The sequence below is a fragment of the Stenotrophomonas sp. 86428_Sma genome (assembly GCF_056481585.1).
Genome location: NZ_CM151156.1, coordinates 848,089 through 865,653 on the forward strand (window position 1 = coordinate 848,089; position 17,565 = coordinate 865,653).

At 63.3% G+C, this 17,565-nt stretch carries 12 protein-coding genes and 2 tRNA genes; all 14 read left to right on the forward strand.

Going from position 1 to position 17,565, the window contains the following annotated elements:
- Window positions 1–21: 21 nt before the first annotated feature.
- The 14 genes from ACZK3J_RS03815 (at window position 22) to fusA (ending at window position 17,551) form a co-directional block, all read left to right on the forward strand.
- Window positions 22–97 (forward strand) — tRNA-Thr (locus ACZK3J_RS03815).
- Window positions 98–138: 41 nt separating this feature from the next.
- A complete protein-coding gene (gene tuf, locus ACZK3J_RS03820; RefSeq protein WP_004154360.1) occupies window positions 139–1,329 on the forward strand; it encodes an elongation factor Tu in 1,191 nt (396 codons plus the stop codon).
- 103 nt (window positions 1,330–1,432) lie between these two features.
- A tRNA-Trp gene (locus ACZK3J_RS03825) sits at window positions 1,433–1,508 on the forward strand.
- A 49-nt stretch (window positions 1,509–1,557) separates the two neighbouring features.
- Window positions 1,558–1,971 (forward strand): preprotein translocase subunit SecE, encoded by a 414-nt coding sequence (gene secE / locus ACZK3J_RS03830; protein WP_005408202.1) that lies wholly within the window; start codon window positions 1,558–1,560, stop codon window positions 1,969–1,971.
- A gap of 10 nt (window positions 1,972–1,981) precedes the next feature.
- Window positions 1,982–2,542 carry a transcription termination/antitermination protein NusG gene (gene nusG / locus ACZK3J_RS03835; RefSeq protein ID WP_004154362.1) on the forward strand — a complete coding sequence of 187 codons (561 nt, stop codon included), beginning with the start codon at window positions 1,982–1,984 and terminating at the stop codon, window positions 2,540–2,542.
- Between the two features lie 298 nt (window positions 2,543–2,840).
- Window positions 2,841–3,269, forward strand: a complete 429-nt coding sequence (gene rplK, locus ACZK3J_RS03840) for a 50S ribosomal protein L11 (RefSeq protein WP_004145248.1) — start codon at window positions 2,841–2,843, stop codon at window positions 3,267–3,269.
- A gap of 4 nt (window positions 3,270–3,273) precedes the next feature.
- Entirely contained in the window at window positions 3,274–3,972 is a 699-nt protein-coding gene (gene rplA, locus ACZK3J_RS03845; protein ID WP_004154350.1) for a 50S ribosomal protein L1, read from the forward strand.
- A 386-nt stretch (window positions 3,973–4,358) separates the two neighbouring features.
- Complete coding sequence (rplJ, locus tag ACZK3J_RS03850; RefSeq protein WP_010480377.1) at window positions 4,359–4,895, forward strand: 50S ribosomal protein L10; 537 nt, start codon at window positions 4,359–4,361, stop codon at window positions 4,893–4,895.
- Between the two features lie 63 nt (window positions 4,896–4,958).
- Entirely contained in the window at window positions 4,959–5,327 is a 369-nt protein-coding gene (rplL, locus tag ACZK3J_RS03855) for a 50S ribosomal protein L7/L12 (protein WP_010480374.1), read from the forward strand.
- A gap of 328 nt (window positions 5,328–5,655) precedes the next feature.
- Entirely contained in the window at window positions 5,656–9,810 is a 4,155-nt protein-coding gene (gene rpoB, locus ACZK3J_RS03860; protein ID WP_054171082.1) for a DNA-directed RNA polymerase subunit beta, read from the forward strand.
- Window positions 9,811–9,899: 89 nt separating this feature from the next.
- Window positions 9,900–14,123, forward strand: a complete 4,224-nt coding sequence (rpoC, locus tag ACZK3J_RS03865) for a DNA-directed RNA polymerase subunit beta' (protein WP_101764974.1) — start codon at window positions 9,900–9,902, stop codon at window positions 14,121–14,123.
- A 284-nt stretch (window positions 14,124–14,407) separates the two neighbouring features.
- Window positions 14,408–14,782, forward strand: a complete 375-nt coding sequence (gene rpsL / locus ACZK3J_RS03870) for a 30S ribosomal protein S12 (RefSeq protein WP_004145320.1) — start codon at window positions 14,408–14,410, stop codon at window positions 14,780–14,782.
- Between the two features lie 12 nt (window positions 14,783–14,794).
- A complete protein-coding gene (gene rpsG, locus ACZK3J_RS03875) occupies window positions 14,795–15,268 on the forward strand; it encodes a 30S ribosomal protein S7 (RefSeq protein ID WP_004145321.1) in 474 nt (157 codons plus the stop codon).
- 141 nt (window positions 15,269–15,409) lie between these two features.
- On the forward strand, window positions 15,410–17,551 hold the full coding sequence (gene fusA / locus ACZK3J_RS03880; protein WP_049422946.1) for an elongation factor G: 2,142 nt from the start codon (window positions 15,410–15,412) through the stop codon (window positions 17,549–17,551).
- Window positions 17,552–17,565: the final 14 nt, after the last annotated feature.

Consider the following 17,565-nt stretch of genomic DNA (forward strand, 5'->3'; position numbering starts at 1 on the left):
CATGTCATAATGCAAAACTCGGCTCACGTAGCTCAGTCGGTAGAGCACTTCCTTGGTAAGGAAGAGGTCGAAGGTTCGATTCCTTTCGTGAGCACCATCTTAAGCATCACCTCTCAGACGAATTCGAGATAAGCAGCCATGGCCAAGGGTAAGTTCGAGCGCACCAAGCCGCACGTCAACGTCGGCACCATCGGTCACGTCGACCACGGCAAGACCACGCTGACCGCCGCACTGACCAAGATCGGTGCCGAGCGCTTCGGTGGCGAGTTCAAGGACTACTCCTCGATCGACGCCGCGCCGGAAGAAAAGGCTCGTGGTATCACGATCTCGACCGCGCACGTCGAATACGAATCCCCGGTCCGTCACTACGCCCACGTCGATTGCCCGGGCCACGCTGACTACGTCAAGAACATGATCACCGGTGCCGCCCAGATGGACGGCGCGATCCTGGTGTGCTCGGCCGCTGACGGCCCGATGCCGCAGACCCGCGAGCACATCCTGCTGTCGCGTCAGGTCGGCGTGCCGTACATCGTCGTGTTCCTGAACAAGGCCGACATGGTTGACGACGCCGAGCTGCTCGAGCTGGTCGAGATGGAAGTGCGCGAGCTGCTGAGCAAGTACGACTTCCCGGGCGACGACACCCCGATCATCGCCGGTTCGGCCCGTCTGGCGCTGGAAGGCGACCAGAGCGACATCGGCGTGCCGGCCATCCTGAAGCTGGTCGATGCCCTGGACAGCTGGATTCCGGAGCCGGAGCGTGCGATCGACAAGCCGTTCCTGATGCCGGTGGAAGACGTGTTCTCGATCTCGGGCCGCGGCACCGTGGTGACCGGTCGTATCGAGCGCGGCGTGATCAAGGTTGGCGACGAAATCGAAATCGTCGGCATCCGTCCGGTGCAGAAGACCACCGTGACCGGCGTTGAAATGTTCCGCAAGCTGCTGGACCAGGGTCAGGCAGGCGACAACGCTGGCCTGCTGCTGCGCGGCACCAAGCGTGACGACGTCGAGCGTGGCCAGGTTCTGGCCAAGCCGGGTTCGATCAAGCCGCACACCAAGTTCGAAGGCGAAGTCTACGTCCTGTCGAAGGACGAGGGCGGCCGTCACACCCCGTTCTTCAACGGCTACCGTCCGCAGTTCTACTTCCGCACCACCGACATCACCGGCGCAGCTGCTCTGCCGGAAGGCGTCGAAATGGTGATGCCGGGTGACAACGTCAAGATGGTCGTCACCCTGATCAACCCGGTGGCAATGGACGAAGGCCTGCGCTTCGCCATCCGCGAAGGCGGCCGTACCGTCGGCGCCGGCGTGGTCTCGAAGATCATCGAGTAAGCCTGCAGTACCGGTGGTTGCATAGCGCCGCCGGTTACGCGAATGGCGGGCCGGGAACCTCGGTCCGCCTTCGCCGTCTAAGGGAAGGCAAGTTTCAACACGTACGCCAGTAGCTCAATTGGCAGAGCAGCGGTCTCCAAAACCGCAGGTTGGGGGTTCGAGTCCCTCCTGGCGTGCCATCTGCCCACCTTATCCAGCGGCCTGGGCCGCTAAAGCAGACACAGCCGGATGAATAGCAAGATCGAACACTCCAAGGACAACTCCGCCAACGGCGGGGATATCGTCAAGTACGTCGCCGCATCGCTGCTGGTGCTGGCCGGTCTGTTCGTCTGGTTCTGGTTCTCCGCCGACTCCGGTCGCGCCACCCAGCTGGGTGCGTGGGCGGGTCAGCTGCGTGCGTTGGCGGTTGTGGTCGGTCTGGTTGGCGGTATCGGCGTGTTCATGCTGACCGGCAAGGGGCGCGACACCCGCGAATTCCTCTCCGAGTCGCGCTTCGAACTGCGCAAGGTGGTCTGGCCGACGCGCCAGGAAGCCATCCGCATGACCTGGGTCGTGATGGTGGTGGTGACCATTCTCAGTCTGTTGCTGGGTGGGTTCGATTACGTCATTCAGTGGCTGGTTCAGTTGTTCCTGAGCCGCTAAGGAGAATTGCATGAAGCGTTGGTACGTCGTTCACGCCTATTCGGGCTTCGAGAAGTCGGTGGCGCAGGCTCTGCGCGATCGCATCGTCCGTGACGGCATGGAAGAGCGCTTCGGCGATGTCCTGGTCCCGACCGAAGAAGTGGTCGAGATGCGCGCTGGCCAGAAGCGCCGCTCCGAGCGCAAGTTCTTCCCGGGTTACGTGCTGGTCCAGATCGAGACCCACGAAGAAGCCGGTATTCCGCGCATCGACAACGAAAGCTGGCACCTGGTCAAGGAAACCCCGCGCGTGATGGGCTTCATCGGCGGCACCGCCGACCGTCCGCTGCCGATCGCCGATTCCGAGGCCGAAGCCATCCTGAATCGCGTTCAGGAAGGTGTCGAGAAGCCGCGTCCGAAGGTGCTGTTCGAGCCGGGCCAGATGGTCCGCGTTACCGACGGCCCGTTCAACGATTTCAATGGCGTCGTCGAAGAAGTCAACTACGAGAAGAGCCGTCTGCGCGTCTCGGTGCTGATCTTCGGTCGTGCCACTCCGGTCGAACTCGAGTTCGGCCAGGTCGAAAAGGCCGTCTGACCGGTCCTGTAGGGTCGAGCCATGCTCGACTCCAGGCTCCGGATGGCGGTGCAGTCGAGCATGGCTCGACTCTACAAGGGGAACCGGGCTCTGCCCGGTTTCGTCCGTTTATGTGCCGCTTCAGGCATGTGAAGAAAAAACCTGTTATAGTGCGCGGCTCCCCGCTGGGAAGCCAGCAGGACGAGGCCGCCGCAAGGTGGCCTTCAGCATGATTTCAAAACGCGATGCCGGGACGCGTGATTCCCGGTCCGATGGGGAGCCTGTTGTCGAAAGGCGCTAGCACCCGGAGAGTACTCACATGGCAAAGAAAGTTGTCGGTTACATCAAGCTGCAGGTGAAGGCCGGTCAGGCCAACCCCTCGCCGCCGGTCGGTCCTGCGCTGGGTCAGCGCGGTCTGAACATCATGGAATTCTGCAAGGCGTTCAACGCTGCCACGCAGAAGCTCGAGCCGGGTCTGCCGGTTCCGGTGATCATCACGGCCTACTCGGACCGTACGTTCACCTTCATCACCAAGAGCACCCCGGCCACCACCCTGCTGAAGAAGGCCGCTGGCATCTCGTCGGGCTCCAAGCGCCCGAACACCGAGAAGGTCGGCAAGGTCACCCGTAAGCAGCTGGAAGAGATCGCCAAGGCGAAGGAACCGGATCTGACTGCCGCCGATCTGGACGCCGCCGTGCGTACCATCGCTGGCTCTGCCCGTTCCATGGGCCTCGTGGTGGAGGGTTAATAAGATGGCACAGACCAAGCGTGAGAAGGCCATCAAGGCCGCCGTCGTTCCGGGCAAGGCATACGCCTTCGAGGACGCGATCAACATCCTGAAGAGCGCCACCAAGGCCAAGTTCGTCGAGTCGATCGACGTCGCTGTGCGCCTGGGCGTCGATGCGAAGAAGTCCGACCAGCAGGTCCGTGGCTCCACCGTGCTGCCGGCCGGTACCGGCAAGTCGGTCCGCGTCGCCGTGTTCGCTCCGGCCGGTGCCAAGGCTGACGAAGCCCTGGCCGCTGGCGCCGAAGCCGTCGGTATGGATGATCTGGCCGAGAAGATGCAGGCCGGCGATCTGAACTACGACGTCGTCATCGCGACCCCGGACGCCATGCGCGTCGTCGGTAAGCTGGGCACCGTGCTGGGCCCGCGCGGCCTGATGCCGAACCCGAAGGTCGGCACCGTTTCCCCGAACCCGGGTGAAGCCGTGAAGAACGCCAAGTCGGGTCAGGTCCGTTACCGCACCGACAAGGCTGGCATCATCCACTGCACCATCGGCAAGGCCGACTTCGCCGAAGACGCGCTGAAGTCGAACCTGACCGCGCTGCTGCTGGACCTGATCAAGGCCAAGCCGGCCACCTCGAAGGGCACCTACCTGCAGAAGGTTTCGGTCAGCTCGACGATGGGCCCGGGCGTCACCGTCGACCAGTCGTCGCTGACCCTGAAGTAATTGTTTCAAGCGGTCACGGTACCTTCGGTGCCGTGACCGTGACATTTGAAGGCATCGCTGGCCGTACATCGCCCGCGGTAGCCGTCAAAGACCGCAGGCGCGGTCCTGGCAATACCGGCGACGGGCACGGAAGCTCGATCTGGCAAGGAGTCGCCGCCGGAGCAGTCATGAGCGCTTAATCGATTCCCCGGAATCACCCTGCGTAGATGGTGCCCTTCTGGAGTTTTTCTGGTTCACGCACGTCTGGGTTTCCCAGGTTGGCCCACTCCAGGTCTAGAACGGCCCACCCCCGGAACATCATCCCGATGTTCCCGGCGTCCAGGACGGATGCCGCACAGGACCGCACACGGCAGGAGCCGTAAGCGGAGTTCAATAGGAGGAGTGCAATGGCTCTCAATCTGTCCCAGAAGCAAGAAGTAGTCGCCGAGCTGGCAGACGTCGCCGCCAAGGCCCACTCCTTGATCGCAGCCGAATACGCTGGCACCACGGTCGCCCAGATGACCGCGATGCGCAAGCAGGCTCGTGAAACCGGTGTTTTCTTGAAGGTTGTCAAGAACACCCTGGCTTCGCGCGCCGTTGAAGGCACCGAGTTCGCAGTCGCCCAGGACCAGATGGTTGGTCCGCTGCTGTACGCGTTCTCGCTCGAGGAGCCCGGCGCTGCCGGTCGCCTGATCAAGGAAGCCGCCAAGGGCAACGACAAGCTGAAGGCTAAGGTCGTCGCCATCGGTGGCGAAGTGTTCCCGGCAAGCCACGTCGAAGTGCTGGCCTCGCTGCCGACCCGCGACCAGGCCCTGGCCATGCTGGCCCGCGTCCTGACCGAGCCGGTCACGATGTTTGCCCGCGCCATCAAGGCCGTTGGCGAGAAGCAGGGTGGTGGCGACGTCGCCGCCGACGCTGCCGAGCCGGCCGCCGAGACCGCCTGAGTTTCGACTTACCGTGGTTCCTGACGGAACCTCAACCCAGAAAATCATCCAAAGGTATTAATCATGTCCCTTACCAACGAACAGATCGTCGACGCCATCGCCGAGAAGTCCCTGATGGAAGTGATGGAGCTGGTCAAGGCCATCGAAGAGAAGTTCGGCGTCTCCGCCGCTGCTCCGGTTGCCGTGGCTGCTGCCGCTGGCCCGGCCGCTGCTGTTGAAGAGCAGACCGAGTTCACCGTCACCCTGAAGTCGGCCGGCGACAAGAAGGTCGAAGTCATCAAGGCCGTCCGCGCCATCACCGGCCTGGGCCTGAAGGAAGCGAAGGACCTGGCCGAAGCCGGTGGCGTCCTGAAGGAAGGCGCTTCGAAGGACGACGCCGAGAAGATGAAGAAGGACCTGGAAGCTGCTGGCGCGACTGTCGAAGTCAAGTAAGCAGTTACCTTGCATCGTCACCGATTCACGGCGATGCAGCCAATGCTGGGGGCGTAAGCCCCCGGCCTTTGGTCGTTGTTGCAGTACCGGTAGGGTCGACTGTTGGTCGACTGTTTCAAAAGCAGAAAAAGCCCAACACGGGCTGCGGTCAGACCCCGGCAGGCCAGCGCAGAGCGCGGCAGCGGGGGAGTGGATGCAGACGAGTTGGCAGTTGGAAGTAGCGGGAGAAGGCGTGCTGGTGCCGGCAATACCAGCGACTTCCAACTGACAATTTCAAGTTCCCTTCGGATCGTGGGCGCACGATCCGCACAACAAGGTGGAAGACCTCATGACGTCCTATTCGTTCACCGAAAAAAAGCGTATCCGCAAGGATTTCGGCAAGCAGCGCTCGATTCTCGAAGTGCCGTTCCTGCTCGCCATCCAGGTGGATTCCTATCGTGAATTCCTGCAGGAAAACGTCGATCCGGCCAAGCGCACGGACCACGGCCTGCACGCTGCGCTGAAGTCGGTCTTCCCGATCGCCAGCTACAGCGGCAACGCTGCCCTGGAATACGTCGGCTACAAGCTGGGCGAACCGGTCTTCGACGAGCGTGAGTGCCGCCAGCGTGGCATGAGCTACGGCGCCCCGCTGCGCGTGACCGTGCGCCTGGTGATCTACGACCGTGAGTCGTCGACCAAGGCCATCAAGTACGTGAAGGAGCAGGAGGTCTATCTGGGCGAAATCCCGCTGATGACCGAGAACGGCACCTTCATCGTCAACGGCACCGAGCGCGTCATCGTCTCGCAGCTGCACCGTTCGCCGGGCGTGTTCTTCGACCACGACCGTGGCAAGACCCACAGCTCGGGCAAGCTGCTGTACAGCGCCCGCATCATTCCTTACCGCGGTTCCTGGCTGGACTTCGAGTTCGACCCGAAGGACGCGCTGTTCACCCGTATCGACCGTCGCCGCAAGCTGCCGGTGTCGATCCTGCTGCGCGCGCTCGGCTACAGCAACGAAGAGATGCTGGCCGAGTTCTTCGAGATCAACACCTTCCACATCAACCCGGATGAAGGCGTCCAGCTGGAGCTGGTGCCGGAGCGCCTGCGTGGCGAAACCCTGGGCTTCGACCTCGCCGACGGCGACAAGGTCATCGTGGAAGCCGGCAAGCGCATCACCGCGCGTCACATCAAGCAGCTGGAAGCCTCGGGCATCGCCGCCCTGGCCGTGCCGGACGACTACATCGTCGGCCGCATCCTGTCGCACGACGTGGTCGATGCTTCGACCGGCGAACTGCTGGCCCAGGCCAATGACGAGATCACCGACGAGCAGCTGCAGGCCTTCCGCAAGGCCGGTGTGGATGCCGTGGGCACCCTGTGGGTGAACGATCTGGATCGTGGCCCGTACCTGTCCAACACCCTGCGCATCGACCCGACCAAGACCCAGCTGGAAGCCCTGGTCGAGATCTACCGCATGATGCGTCCGGGCGAGCCGCCGACCAAGGATGCCGCGCAGAACCTGTTCCACAACCTGTTCTTCACCTTCGAGCGCTACGACCTGTCCGCGGTCGGCCGCATGAAGTTCAACCGTCGCGTGGGCCGCAAGGAAACCACCGGCGAAGCCGTGCTGTACGACCGCAAGTACTACGGTGAGCGCAACGACGAAGAGTCCAAGCGCCTGGTTGCCGCCCATGGCGACAGCTCCGACATCCTGGACGTGATCAAGGTCCTGACCGAGATCCGCAACGGTCGCGGCGTGGTCGATGACATCGATCACCTGGGCAACCGTCGCGTGCGTTCGGTCGGCGAAATGGCCGAGAACGTGTTCCGCGTGGGCCTGGTCCGCGTCGAGCGCGCGGTCAAGGAGCGCCTGTCGATGGCCGAGTCGGAAGGCCTGACCCCGCAGGAGCTGATCAACGCCAAGCCGGTTGCCGCTGCCATCAAGGAGTTCTTCGGCTCCTCGCAGCTGTCGCAGTTCATGGACCAGAACAACCCGCTGTCGGAAGTGACCCACAAGCGTCGCGTCTCGGCCCTGGGCCCGGGCGGCCTGACCCGTGAGCGCGCCGGCTTCGAAGTGCGCGACGTGCACCCGACCCATTACGGCCGCGTCTGCACCATCGAAACCCCGGAAGGCCCGAACATCGGCCTGATCAACTCGCTGGCCGTGTACGCCCGCACCAACCAGTACGGTTTCCTCGAGACCCCGTACCGCAAGGTCGTGGACGGCAAGGTCTATGACGAAGTCGAGTTCCTGTCGGCGATCGAAGAAAACGAGTACGTCATTGCGCAGGCCAACGCCCTGACCAATGCCGACAGCGTGCTGACCGAGCAGTTCGTTCCGTGCCGCTTCCAGGGCGAGTCGCTGCTGAAGCCGCCGGCGGAAGTCCACTTCATGGACGTCTCGCCGATGCAGACCGTGTCGATCGCGGCCGCGCTGGTTCCGTTCCTGGAGCACGATGACGCCAACCGCGCACTGATGGGCGCCAACATGCAGCGTCAGGCCGTGCCGACCCTGCGTGCGCAGAAGCCGCTGGTCGGTACCGGCATCGAGCGCGCCGTGGCGCGTGACTCCGGTGTGACCGTGAATGCCCGTCGTGGTGGCGAGATCGTGCAGATCGATGCCGCCCGTATCGTGGTCAAGGTCAACGAGGAAGAGATCGTTGGCGCCACCGACGCAGGCGTGGACATCTACAACCTGGTCAAGTACACCCGTTCGAACCAGAACACCTGCATCAACCAGCGTCCGCTGGTCCAGGTGGGTGACGTCATCGCCCGCGGCGACGTGCTGGCCGACGGTCCGTCCACCGACATCGGCGAACTGGCCCTGGGCCAGAACATGCTGATCGCGTTCATGCCGTGGAACGGCTACAACTTCGAAGACTCCATCCTGCTCTCCGAGCGTGTGGTGGAAGAGGATCGTTACACCACGATCCACATCGAAGAGCTGACCTGCGTCGCGCGTGACACCAAGCTGGGGCCGGAGGAAATCTCCGCCGACATCCCGAACGTCTCCGAGCAGGCGCTGAACCGCCTGGACGAGAGCGGCGTGGTGTACATCGGTGCGGAAGTCCGCGCCGGCGACATCATGGTCGGCAAGGTCACCCCGAAGGGCGAAAGCCAGCTGACCCCGGAAGAGAAGCTGCTGCGCGCGATCTTCGGCGAGAAGGCTTCGGACGTGAAGGACAGCTCGCTGCGCGTTCCGCCGGGCATGGACGGCACCGTCATCGACGTGCAGGTCTTCACCCGCGACGGCATCGAGAAGGACAAGCGCGCCCGCCAGATCGAAGAGTCTGAAATCAAGCGCGTCAAGAAGGACTTCGACGACCAGTTCCGCATCCTGGAAGCCGCCATCTACATGCGTCTGCGTTCGCAGATCGTGGGCAAGGTGGTCAACGGTGGCGCTGGCCTGAAGAAGGGTGACGTGATCACCGACGCCTTCCTCGACGGCCTGAAGAAGGCTGACTGGTTCGCCCTGCGCATGAAGGACGAAGACGCTTCGGAAGCCATCGAGCGCGCCCAGAAGCAGATCCAGGCGCACGAGAAGGAATTCGAGCGTCGCTTCGCCGACAAGCGCGGCAAGATCACCGCCGGCGACGACCTCGCCCCGGGCGTGCTGAAGATGGTCAAGGTGTTCCTGGCCGTGAAGCGCCGCATCCAGCCGGGCGACAAGATGGCAGGCCGCCACGGCAACAAGGGTGTGGTCTCCAACGTGGTGCCGGTCGAGGACATGCCGTACATGGCCTCGGGCGAGACCGTGGACATCGTGCTGAACCCGCTGGGCGTGCCGTCGCGTATGAACATCGGCCAGATCCTGGAAGTGCACCTGGGCTGGGCCGCCAAGGGCCTGGGCCGCAAGATCCAGGCGATGATGGAAGCCCAGGCGGCGGTTGCCGACCTGCGCAAGTTCCTGGACGACATCTACAACCACGACGACACCAACGTGGCCAACCGTGTCGACCTGTCGCAGTTCAGCGACGAGGAACTGCTGCGCCTGGCCCGCAACCTGACCGACGGCGTGCCGATGGCCACCCCGGTGTTCGACGGTGCCACCGAAGCGGAAATCAAGCGCATGCTGGAACTGGCCGACCTGCCGAGCAGTGGCCAGACCCAGCTGTACGACGGCCGCACCGGTGAAGCGTTCGATCGCCACACCACCGTGGGTTACATGCACTACCTGAAGCTGAACCACCTGGTCGACGACAAGATGCACGCCCGTTCGACCGGTCCGTACTCGCTCGTCACCCAGCAGCCGCTGGGCGGCAAGGCGCAGTTCGGCGGCCAGCGCTTCGGTGAAATGGAAGTCTGGGCGCTGGAAGCCTACGGCGCGGCCTACACCCTGCAGGAAATGCTGACGGTGAAGTCCGATGACGTGCAGGGCCGCAACCAGATGTACAAGAACATCGTCGACGGTGAGCACGAGATGGTCGCGGGCATGCCGGAATCCTTCAACGTGCTCGTGAAGGAAATCCGCTCGCTGGCCATCAACATGGAACTGGAAGACAACTGATCCATGCCGGCGCGGCGGCCTCTGCCGCCGCGCCGCTGGCAGTCAACTGAAAGCCCATCGACACAGCATTCCTCCTTCTGGAGAACACCATGAAAGACCTGCTCAACCTCTTCAACCAGCAGCGCCAGACGCTGGACTTCGACGCGATCAAGATCGCGCTGGCCTCGCCGGACCTGATCCGTTCGTGGTCCTTCGGCGAAGTGAAGAAGCCGGAAACCATCAATTACCGTACCTTCAAGCCGGAACGTGACGGCCTGTTCTGCGCCGCCATCTTCGGCCCGGTGAAGGACTACGAGTGCCTGTGCGGCAAGTACAAGCGCATGAAGCACCGCGGCGTGGTCTGCGAAAAGTGCGGCACCGAAGTGACCCTGGCCAAGGTGCGCCGTGAGCGCATGGGCCACATCGACCTGGCCTCGCCGGTCGCGCACATCTGGTTCCTGAAGTCGCTGCCGTCGCGCATCGGCCTGATGCTGGACATGACCCTGCGCGACATCGAGCGCGTGCTGTACTTCGAAGCCTACGTGGTGACCGAGCCGGGCCTGACCGCCCTGGAACGCCGCCAGCTGCTGACCGAAGAACAGTACCTGCAGGCCCGCCAGGAGCACGGTGACGACTTCGACGCCGCGATGGGCGCCGAGGCCGTGTACGAACTGCTGCGCACGATCGACCTGCAGTCGGAAATGACCCGCCTGCGCGAGGAAATCGCCGCTACCGGTTCGGAAACCAAGCTCAAGCGCCTCACCAAGCGCATCAAGCTGATCGAAGCCTTCCTGGAATCGGGCAACCGTCCGGAGTGGATGGTCATGACCGTGCTGCCGGTGCTGCCGCCGGACCTGCGTCCGCTGGTTCCGCTGGATGGCGGCCGCTTCGCGACCTCCGACCTGAACGACCTGTACCGCCGCGTCATCAACCGTAACAACCGCCTGCGCCGCCTGCTCGAACTGAGTGCGCCGGACATCATCGTGCGCAATGAAAAGCGCATGCTGCAGGAATCGGTCGATGCGCTGCTGGACAACGGCCGTCGTGGCCGTGCCATCACCGGCACCAACAAGCGCCCGCTGAAGTCGCTGGCCGACATGATCAAGGGCAAGCAGGGCCGCTTCCGCCAGAACCTGCTGGGCAAGCGCGTCGACTACTCGGGCCGTTCGGTCATCGTGGTCGGTCCGTACCTGCGCCTGCACCAGTGCGGCCTGCCGAAGAAGATGGCGCTTGAGCTGTTCAAGCCGTTCGTCTTCGCCAAGCTGCAGCGTCGTGGCCTGGCCACCACCATCAAGGCCGCCAAGAAGCTGGTCGAGCGCGAAGAAGCCGAAGTCTGGGACATCCTGGAAGAGGTCATCCGCGAGCATCCGGTGATGCTGAACCGTGCGCCGACCCTGCACCGTCTGGGCATCCAGGCGTTCGAGCCGGTGCTGATCGAAGGCAAGGCCATCCAGCTGCACCCGCTGGTCTGCACCGCGTTCAACGCCGACTTCGACGGTGACCAGATGGCCGTCCACGTGCCGCTCTCGCTGGAAGCCCAGCTGGAAGCGCGTGCGCTGATGATGTCGACCAACAACATCCTGTCGCCGGCCAACGGCGAGCCGATCATCGTGCCGTCGCAGGACGTCGTGCTGGGTCTGTACTACATGACCCGCTCGCTGGAAAACAAGAAGGGCGAGGGCATGGCCTTCGCCAACATCGCCGAAGTGAAGCGTGCCTACGACAACCGCGTGGTGGAACTGCACGCGCGCGTCAAGGTCCGCATCACCGAAGTGGTGACCGACGAAGACGGCAACAAGCAGAACAAGACCTCGATCGTGGACACCACGATCGGTCGCGCCCTGCTGGCTGAAATCCTGCCGGAAGGCCTGCCGTTCGCGCTGGCCAACACCGAGCTGACCAAGAAGAACATCAGCCGCCTGATCAACTCCAGCTACCGCCAGCTGGGCCTGAAGGACACGGTCGTGTTCGCCGACAAGCTGATGTACACCGGCTTCGCCTACGCGACCCGCGCCGGCGTCTCGATCGGCATCGACGACATGCTGATCCCGGACGAGAAGAAGGGCATCCTCACCGAGGCCGAAGCCGAAGTGCTGGAAATCCAGGAGCAGTACCAGTCGGGCCTGGTCACCGCCGGCGAGCGCTACAACAAGGTGGTCGACATCTGGTCGCGCACCAACGAGCGCATCGCCAAGGCGATGATGGACACCATCGGTACCGAGAAGGTGGTCAATGCCAAGGGTGAGACCATCGACCAGAAGTCGATGAACTCGCTGTACATCATGGCCGACTCCGGTGCGCGTGGTTCGCAGGCGCAGATCCGTCAGCTGGCCGGCATGCGTGGCCTGATGGCCCGCCCGGACGGCTCGATCATCGAGACGCCCATCAAGGCGAACTTCCGCGAAGGCCTGAACGTGCAGGAGTACTTCAACTCCACCCACGGTGCCCGTAAGGGTCTGGCCGATACCGCGCTGAAGACCGCGAACTCGGGTTACCTGACCCGTCGTCTGGTCGACGTGGCACAGGACGTGGTGATCACCGAGGTGGATTGCGGTACCACCGAAGGCCTGATCATGACCCCGATCGTGGAAGGCGGCGACGTGGTCGAGCCGCTGAAGGACCGCGTGCTGGGTCGCGTGGTTGCCGAGGACGTGTTCCTGCCGGGCAACGACGAAGATCCGATCGTCACCCGCAACACCCTGCTGGACGAAGCCTGGGTTGCCAAGCTGGAAGATGCCGGCGTGCAGACCATCAAGGTCCGCTCGACCATCTCCTGCGAATCGGCCTTCGGCGTCTGCTCGCGCTGCTACGGCCGCGACCTGGCCCGTGGCCACCTGGTCAACATCGGTGAAGCGGTCGGCGTCATCGCCGCCCAGTCCATCGGTGAGCCGGGTACCCAGCTGACCATGCGTACGTTCCACATCGGTGGTGCGGCGTCGCGAGCTGCTGCGGTCGACAACATCACCGTCAAGACCACCGGCTCGGTCAAGTTCAGCAACCTCAAGTCGGTCGAGCACGCCAATGGCTCGCTGGTGGCAGTGTCGCGCTCGGGCGAAATCTCGGTGCTCGATGCCCACGGCCGTGAGCGTGAGCGTTACAAGCTGCCGTACGGTGCGACCATCACGTCCAAGGACGGTGATGCGATCAAGGCTGGCCAGACCGTGGCCAACTGGGATCCGCATAACCACCCGATCGTGTCGGAAGTGGCCGGCTTCATCCGCTTCATCGACTTCGTCGACGGCATCACCGTCATCGAGAAGACCGACGAGCTGACGGGCCTCGCTTCGCGCGAAATCACCGATCCGAAGCGTCGTGGTACCCAGGCCAAGGACCTGCGCCCGATCGTGCGCATCGTTGATGCCAAGGGCAACGACCTGTCGATCCCGGGCACCGACCTGCCGGCGCAGTACCTGCTGCCGCCGCGTTCGATCGTCAACCTGCAGGATGGCGCCCCGGTGGGCGTGGGTGACGTCGTTGCCAAGATCCCGCAGGAAGCGTCGAAGACCCGCGACATCACTGGTGGTCTGCCGCGCGTGGCCGACCTGTTCGAAGCGCGCAAGCCGAAGGATCCGGCGGTGCTGGCCGAGCGTTCGGGCATCATCAGCTTCGGCAAGGACACCAAGGGCAAGCAGCGCCTGATCATCAAGGACACCGATGGTTCGGAGCACGAAGAGCTGATCCCGAAGTACCGCCAGGTCATCGTGTTCGAAGGCGAGCATGTCACCAAGGGTGAAACCATCGTGGACGGCGAGCCGAGCCCGCAGGACATCCTGCGCCTGCTGGGTGTCGAGCCGCTGGCGGCCTATCTGGTGAAGGAAATCCAGGACGTGTACCGCCTGCAGGGCGTGAAGATCAACGACAAGCACATCGAGGTGATCACCCGCCAGATGCTGCGCAAGGTCGAGATCACCGACCAGGGCAGCAGCAAGTTCCTGAACGGCGAACAGGTGGAGCGTCAGCGCGTTATCGAGGAGAATGCGCGCCTGTCGACCCGCAACGAGCTGCCGGCGCACTTCGATCCGGTCCTGCTGGGTATCACCAAGGCCTCGCTGGCGACCGAATCGTTCATCTCGGCCGCGTCGTTCCAGGAAACCACCCGCGTGCTGACCGAAGCGGCCGTCCGCGGCACCTCGGACAACCTGCGTGGCCTGAAGGAAAACGTCATCGTGGGCCGCCTGATTCCGGCCGGTACCGGCCTGGCGTACCACAGCAACCGCCGTCGCGGTGCTTCCGGTCTCACCGAGTCGGAAATGCAGACCCTGGCCGGCACCCCGGCTGCGGTCGAGGCACCGGTGGTTGAAGCCGAAGCTGAACAGGCCTCGGGCGAAGAATGAGGTATCCGGTCCGGCCGCTAGGCCGGACCACCCCATCGGTCCATCGATGGGAGTGGGAAAGGGCAGGGGAGATCGTCCGCGATCGACCCGGCCAACCTGAACGGGGTACATGGAGGCCCCCCAGTAACGTTCCGGGATCAGGAACGGGCTTGACAGGAGGCGTTTGACTGCTTTCCTGGCAGGTTGCTACAATCGTCTGTCTCAGCAGGCCAGAATTTCGGCCTGCTTTAACATTTCCGCATCTCTGGTCGGATTTTCCGGCCACCAATCAGAAGAACCTACTGATGGCGACGATCAACCAGCTGGTCCGCAAGCCGCGGCAAGCGACCACCTACAAGAGTGCCTCGCCGGCGCTCGACAAGTGCCCGCAGCGCCGTGGCGTCTGCACCCGTGTCTACACCACCACTCCGAAGAAGCCGAACTCGGCTCTGCGCAAGGTTGCCAAGGTCCGCCTGACCAACCAGGAAGAAGTGATTTCCTACATCGGTGGTGAAGGCCACAACCTGCAGGAGCACTCCGTGGTCCTGATCCGCGGCGGTCGCGTCAAGGACCTGCCGGGTGTGCGTTACCACACCGTTCGTGGCTCGCTCGACGCCGCCGGCGTTGCCAAGCGTCGCCAGGCCCGTTCCAAGTACGGCGCCAAGCGTCCGAAGGCATAAGGAGAGAGCACTATGTCGCGTAAGGGTAATACTCCGCAGCGTTCCGTCCTGCCCGATCCGAAGCACGGAAGCGAAACCATCGCCCGCTTCATCAACATGGTCATGCAGAGCGGCAAGAAGTCCGTCGCCGAAAAGATCGTGTACGGCGCCATGGACGTGATCACCGAGAAGAACAGCAGCGCCAACGCCATTGAACTGGTGCAGAAGGCTCTGGACAACGTCGCTCCGGCGGTCGAAGTCAAGTCGCGTCGCGTCGGTGGTGCCACCTACCAGGTGCCGGTCGAAGTGCGTTCGTCGCGCAAGATGGCCCTGGCCATGCGCTGGCTGATCGACTCCGCGCGCAAGCGTGGTGAGAACACCATGCCGAAGAAGCTGGCTGCTGAACTGATCGACGCCTCGGAAAACCGTGGCGGCGCCATCAAGAAGCGCGAAGAAACCCACCGCATGGCCGAAGCCAACAAGGCATTCGCCCACTACCGCTGGTGAGTTTGACGGCCTTGTAAAACAGGCAGGGCAGCACCACTTCGGTGCGTGCTGCCTCGCGGTCCCAGAAGGACTGCGCCAATCCGAAGGCCGCCGAAAGGCGGCGTTCGGCCATCCGAAATCCAAGAAATCTGAGAGGCTCCCGTGGCCCGTTCCACTCCCATCGAGCGTTACCGTAACTTCGGCATCATGGCTCACATCGATGCCGGCAAGACCACCACGTCCGAGCGCATCCTGTTCTACACCGGCAAGAGCCACAAGATCGGTGAAGTGCATGACGGCGCCGCCACCATGGACTGGATGGAGCAGGAGCAGGAGCGTGGCATCACGATCCAGTCCGCTGCCACCACCGCGTTCTGGAAGGGCATGGACAAGTCCCTGCCGGAGCACCGCTTCAACATCATCGACACCCCCGGGCACGTCGACTTCACCATCGAAGTGGAGCGCTCGCTGCGCGTGCTCGACGGTGCCGTCTTCGTCCTGTGCGCCGTCGGTGGCGTGCAGCCGCAGTCGGAAACTGTGTGGCGCCAGGCCAACAAGTACCACGTGCCGCGCATCGCGTTCGTCAACAAGATGGACCGTACCGGTGCCAACTTCCAGAAGGTCGTCGGCCAGCTGAAGGCCAAGCTGGGCGCGGTTGCCGTGCCGATGCAGCTGCCGATCGGCGCTGAAGACAACTTCAAGGGCGTCGTCGACCTGCTGAAGATGAAGGCCATCCACTGGGATGAAGCTTCGCAGGGCATGAAGTTCGAATACGGCGACATCCCGGCCGAACTGCAGGGCCCGGCTGAAGAGGCTCGCCAGTTCATGGTCGAGACCGCTGCCGAAGCCAGCGAAGAGCTGATGGAAAAGTACCTGGGCGGCGAAGAGCTGGCCGAGGCTGAAATCATCAATGCCCTGCGTACCCGCACCCTGGCCACCGAGATCGTGCCGATGTACTGCGGCTCGGCCTTCAAGAACAAGGGCGTGCAGGCCATGCTGGATGGCGTGATCCAGCTGCTGCCGTCGCCGGTCGACGTGCCGGACGTGAAGGGCGTGGACGTTGACGACGACACCGTCGAAATGACCCGCAAGTCGGACGACAAGGCTCCGTTCTCGTCGCTGGCCTTCAAGATCATCACCGACCCGTTCGTCGGCGCGCTGACCTTCTTCCGTGTCTACTCGGGCACCCTGAACGGTGGCGACACCGTGCTGAACTCGGTGAAGGGCAAGAAGGAGCGCATCGGCCGCATCCTGCAGATGCACTCGAACAACCGCGAGGAAATCAAGGAAGTTCTGGCCGGTGACATCGCCGCTGCCGTGGGCCTGAAGGACACCACCACCGGTGACACCCTGTGCGCCGTGGACGCCCCGATCATCCTGGAGCGCATGACGTTCCCGGAGCCGGTGATCTCGATGGCCGTCGAGCCGAAGACCAAGTCGGACCAGGAAAAGATGGGCCTGGCCCTGGGCCGTCTGGCACAGGAAGATCCGTCGTTCCGCGTCAAGACCGACGAAGAATCCGGCCAGACCATCATCTCGGGCATGGGCGAGCTGCACCTGGACATCATCGTTGACCGCCTGAAGCGCGAGTTCAACGTTGAAGCCAACGTCGGCGCGCCGCAGGTGGCCTACCGCGAAACCATCACCCTGGCTGACGTCAAGTCGGACTACAAGCACGCCAAGCAGTCCGGTGGTAAGGGTCAGTACGGTCACGTCGTGATCGAACTGTCGCCGATCACTGCTGCCGACCGTGCCGATCCGAAGATCGCTCCGATGATCAAGGACGACTTCCTGTTCATCAACGACATCACCGGCGGCGTGATCCCGAAGGAATTCATCCCGTCGGTCGAGAAGGGCCTGCGCGAAACCATCACCAGCGGCCCGCTGGCTGGCTTCCCGGTCGTGGACGTCAAGGTGAAGCTGGTGTTCGGTTCGTACCACGACGTCGACTCCTCGGAAATGGCGTTCAAGCTGGCTTCGTCGATGGCCTTCAAGCAGGGCTTCGCCAAGGCCAAGCCGGTGCTGCTGGAGCCGATCATGAAGGTCGAGATCGTGACCCCGGAGGATTACCAGGGTGACGTGATGGGCGACGTCAGCCGTCGTCGCGGCGTGCTGCAGGGTTCCGACACCACCGGTGACGGTTCGGCCAGCATCATCAACGCGATGATCCCGCTGGGTGAAATGTTCGGCTACGCCACTGCACTGCGTTCGCAGACCCAGGGCCGCGCCACCTTCACCATGGAATTCGATCACTACGAGCCGGCTCCGACCAACATCGCCGAAGCCGTCATGAAGAAGGGCTGAGCCTCGCTCAGCCT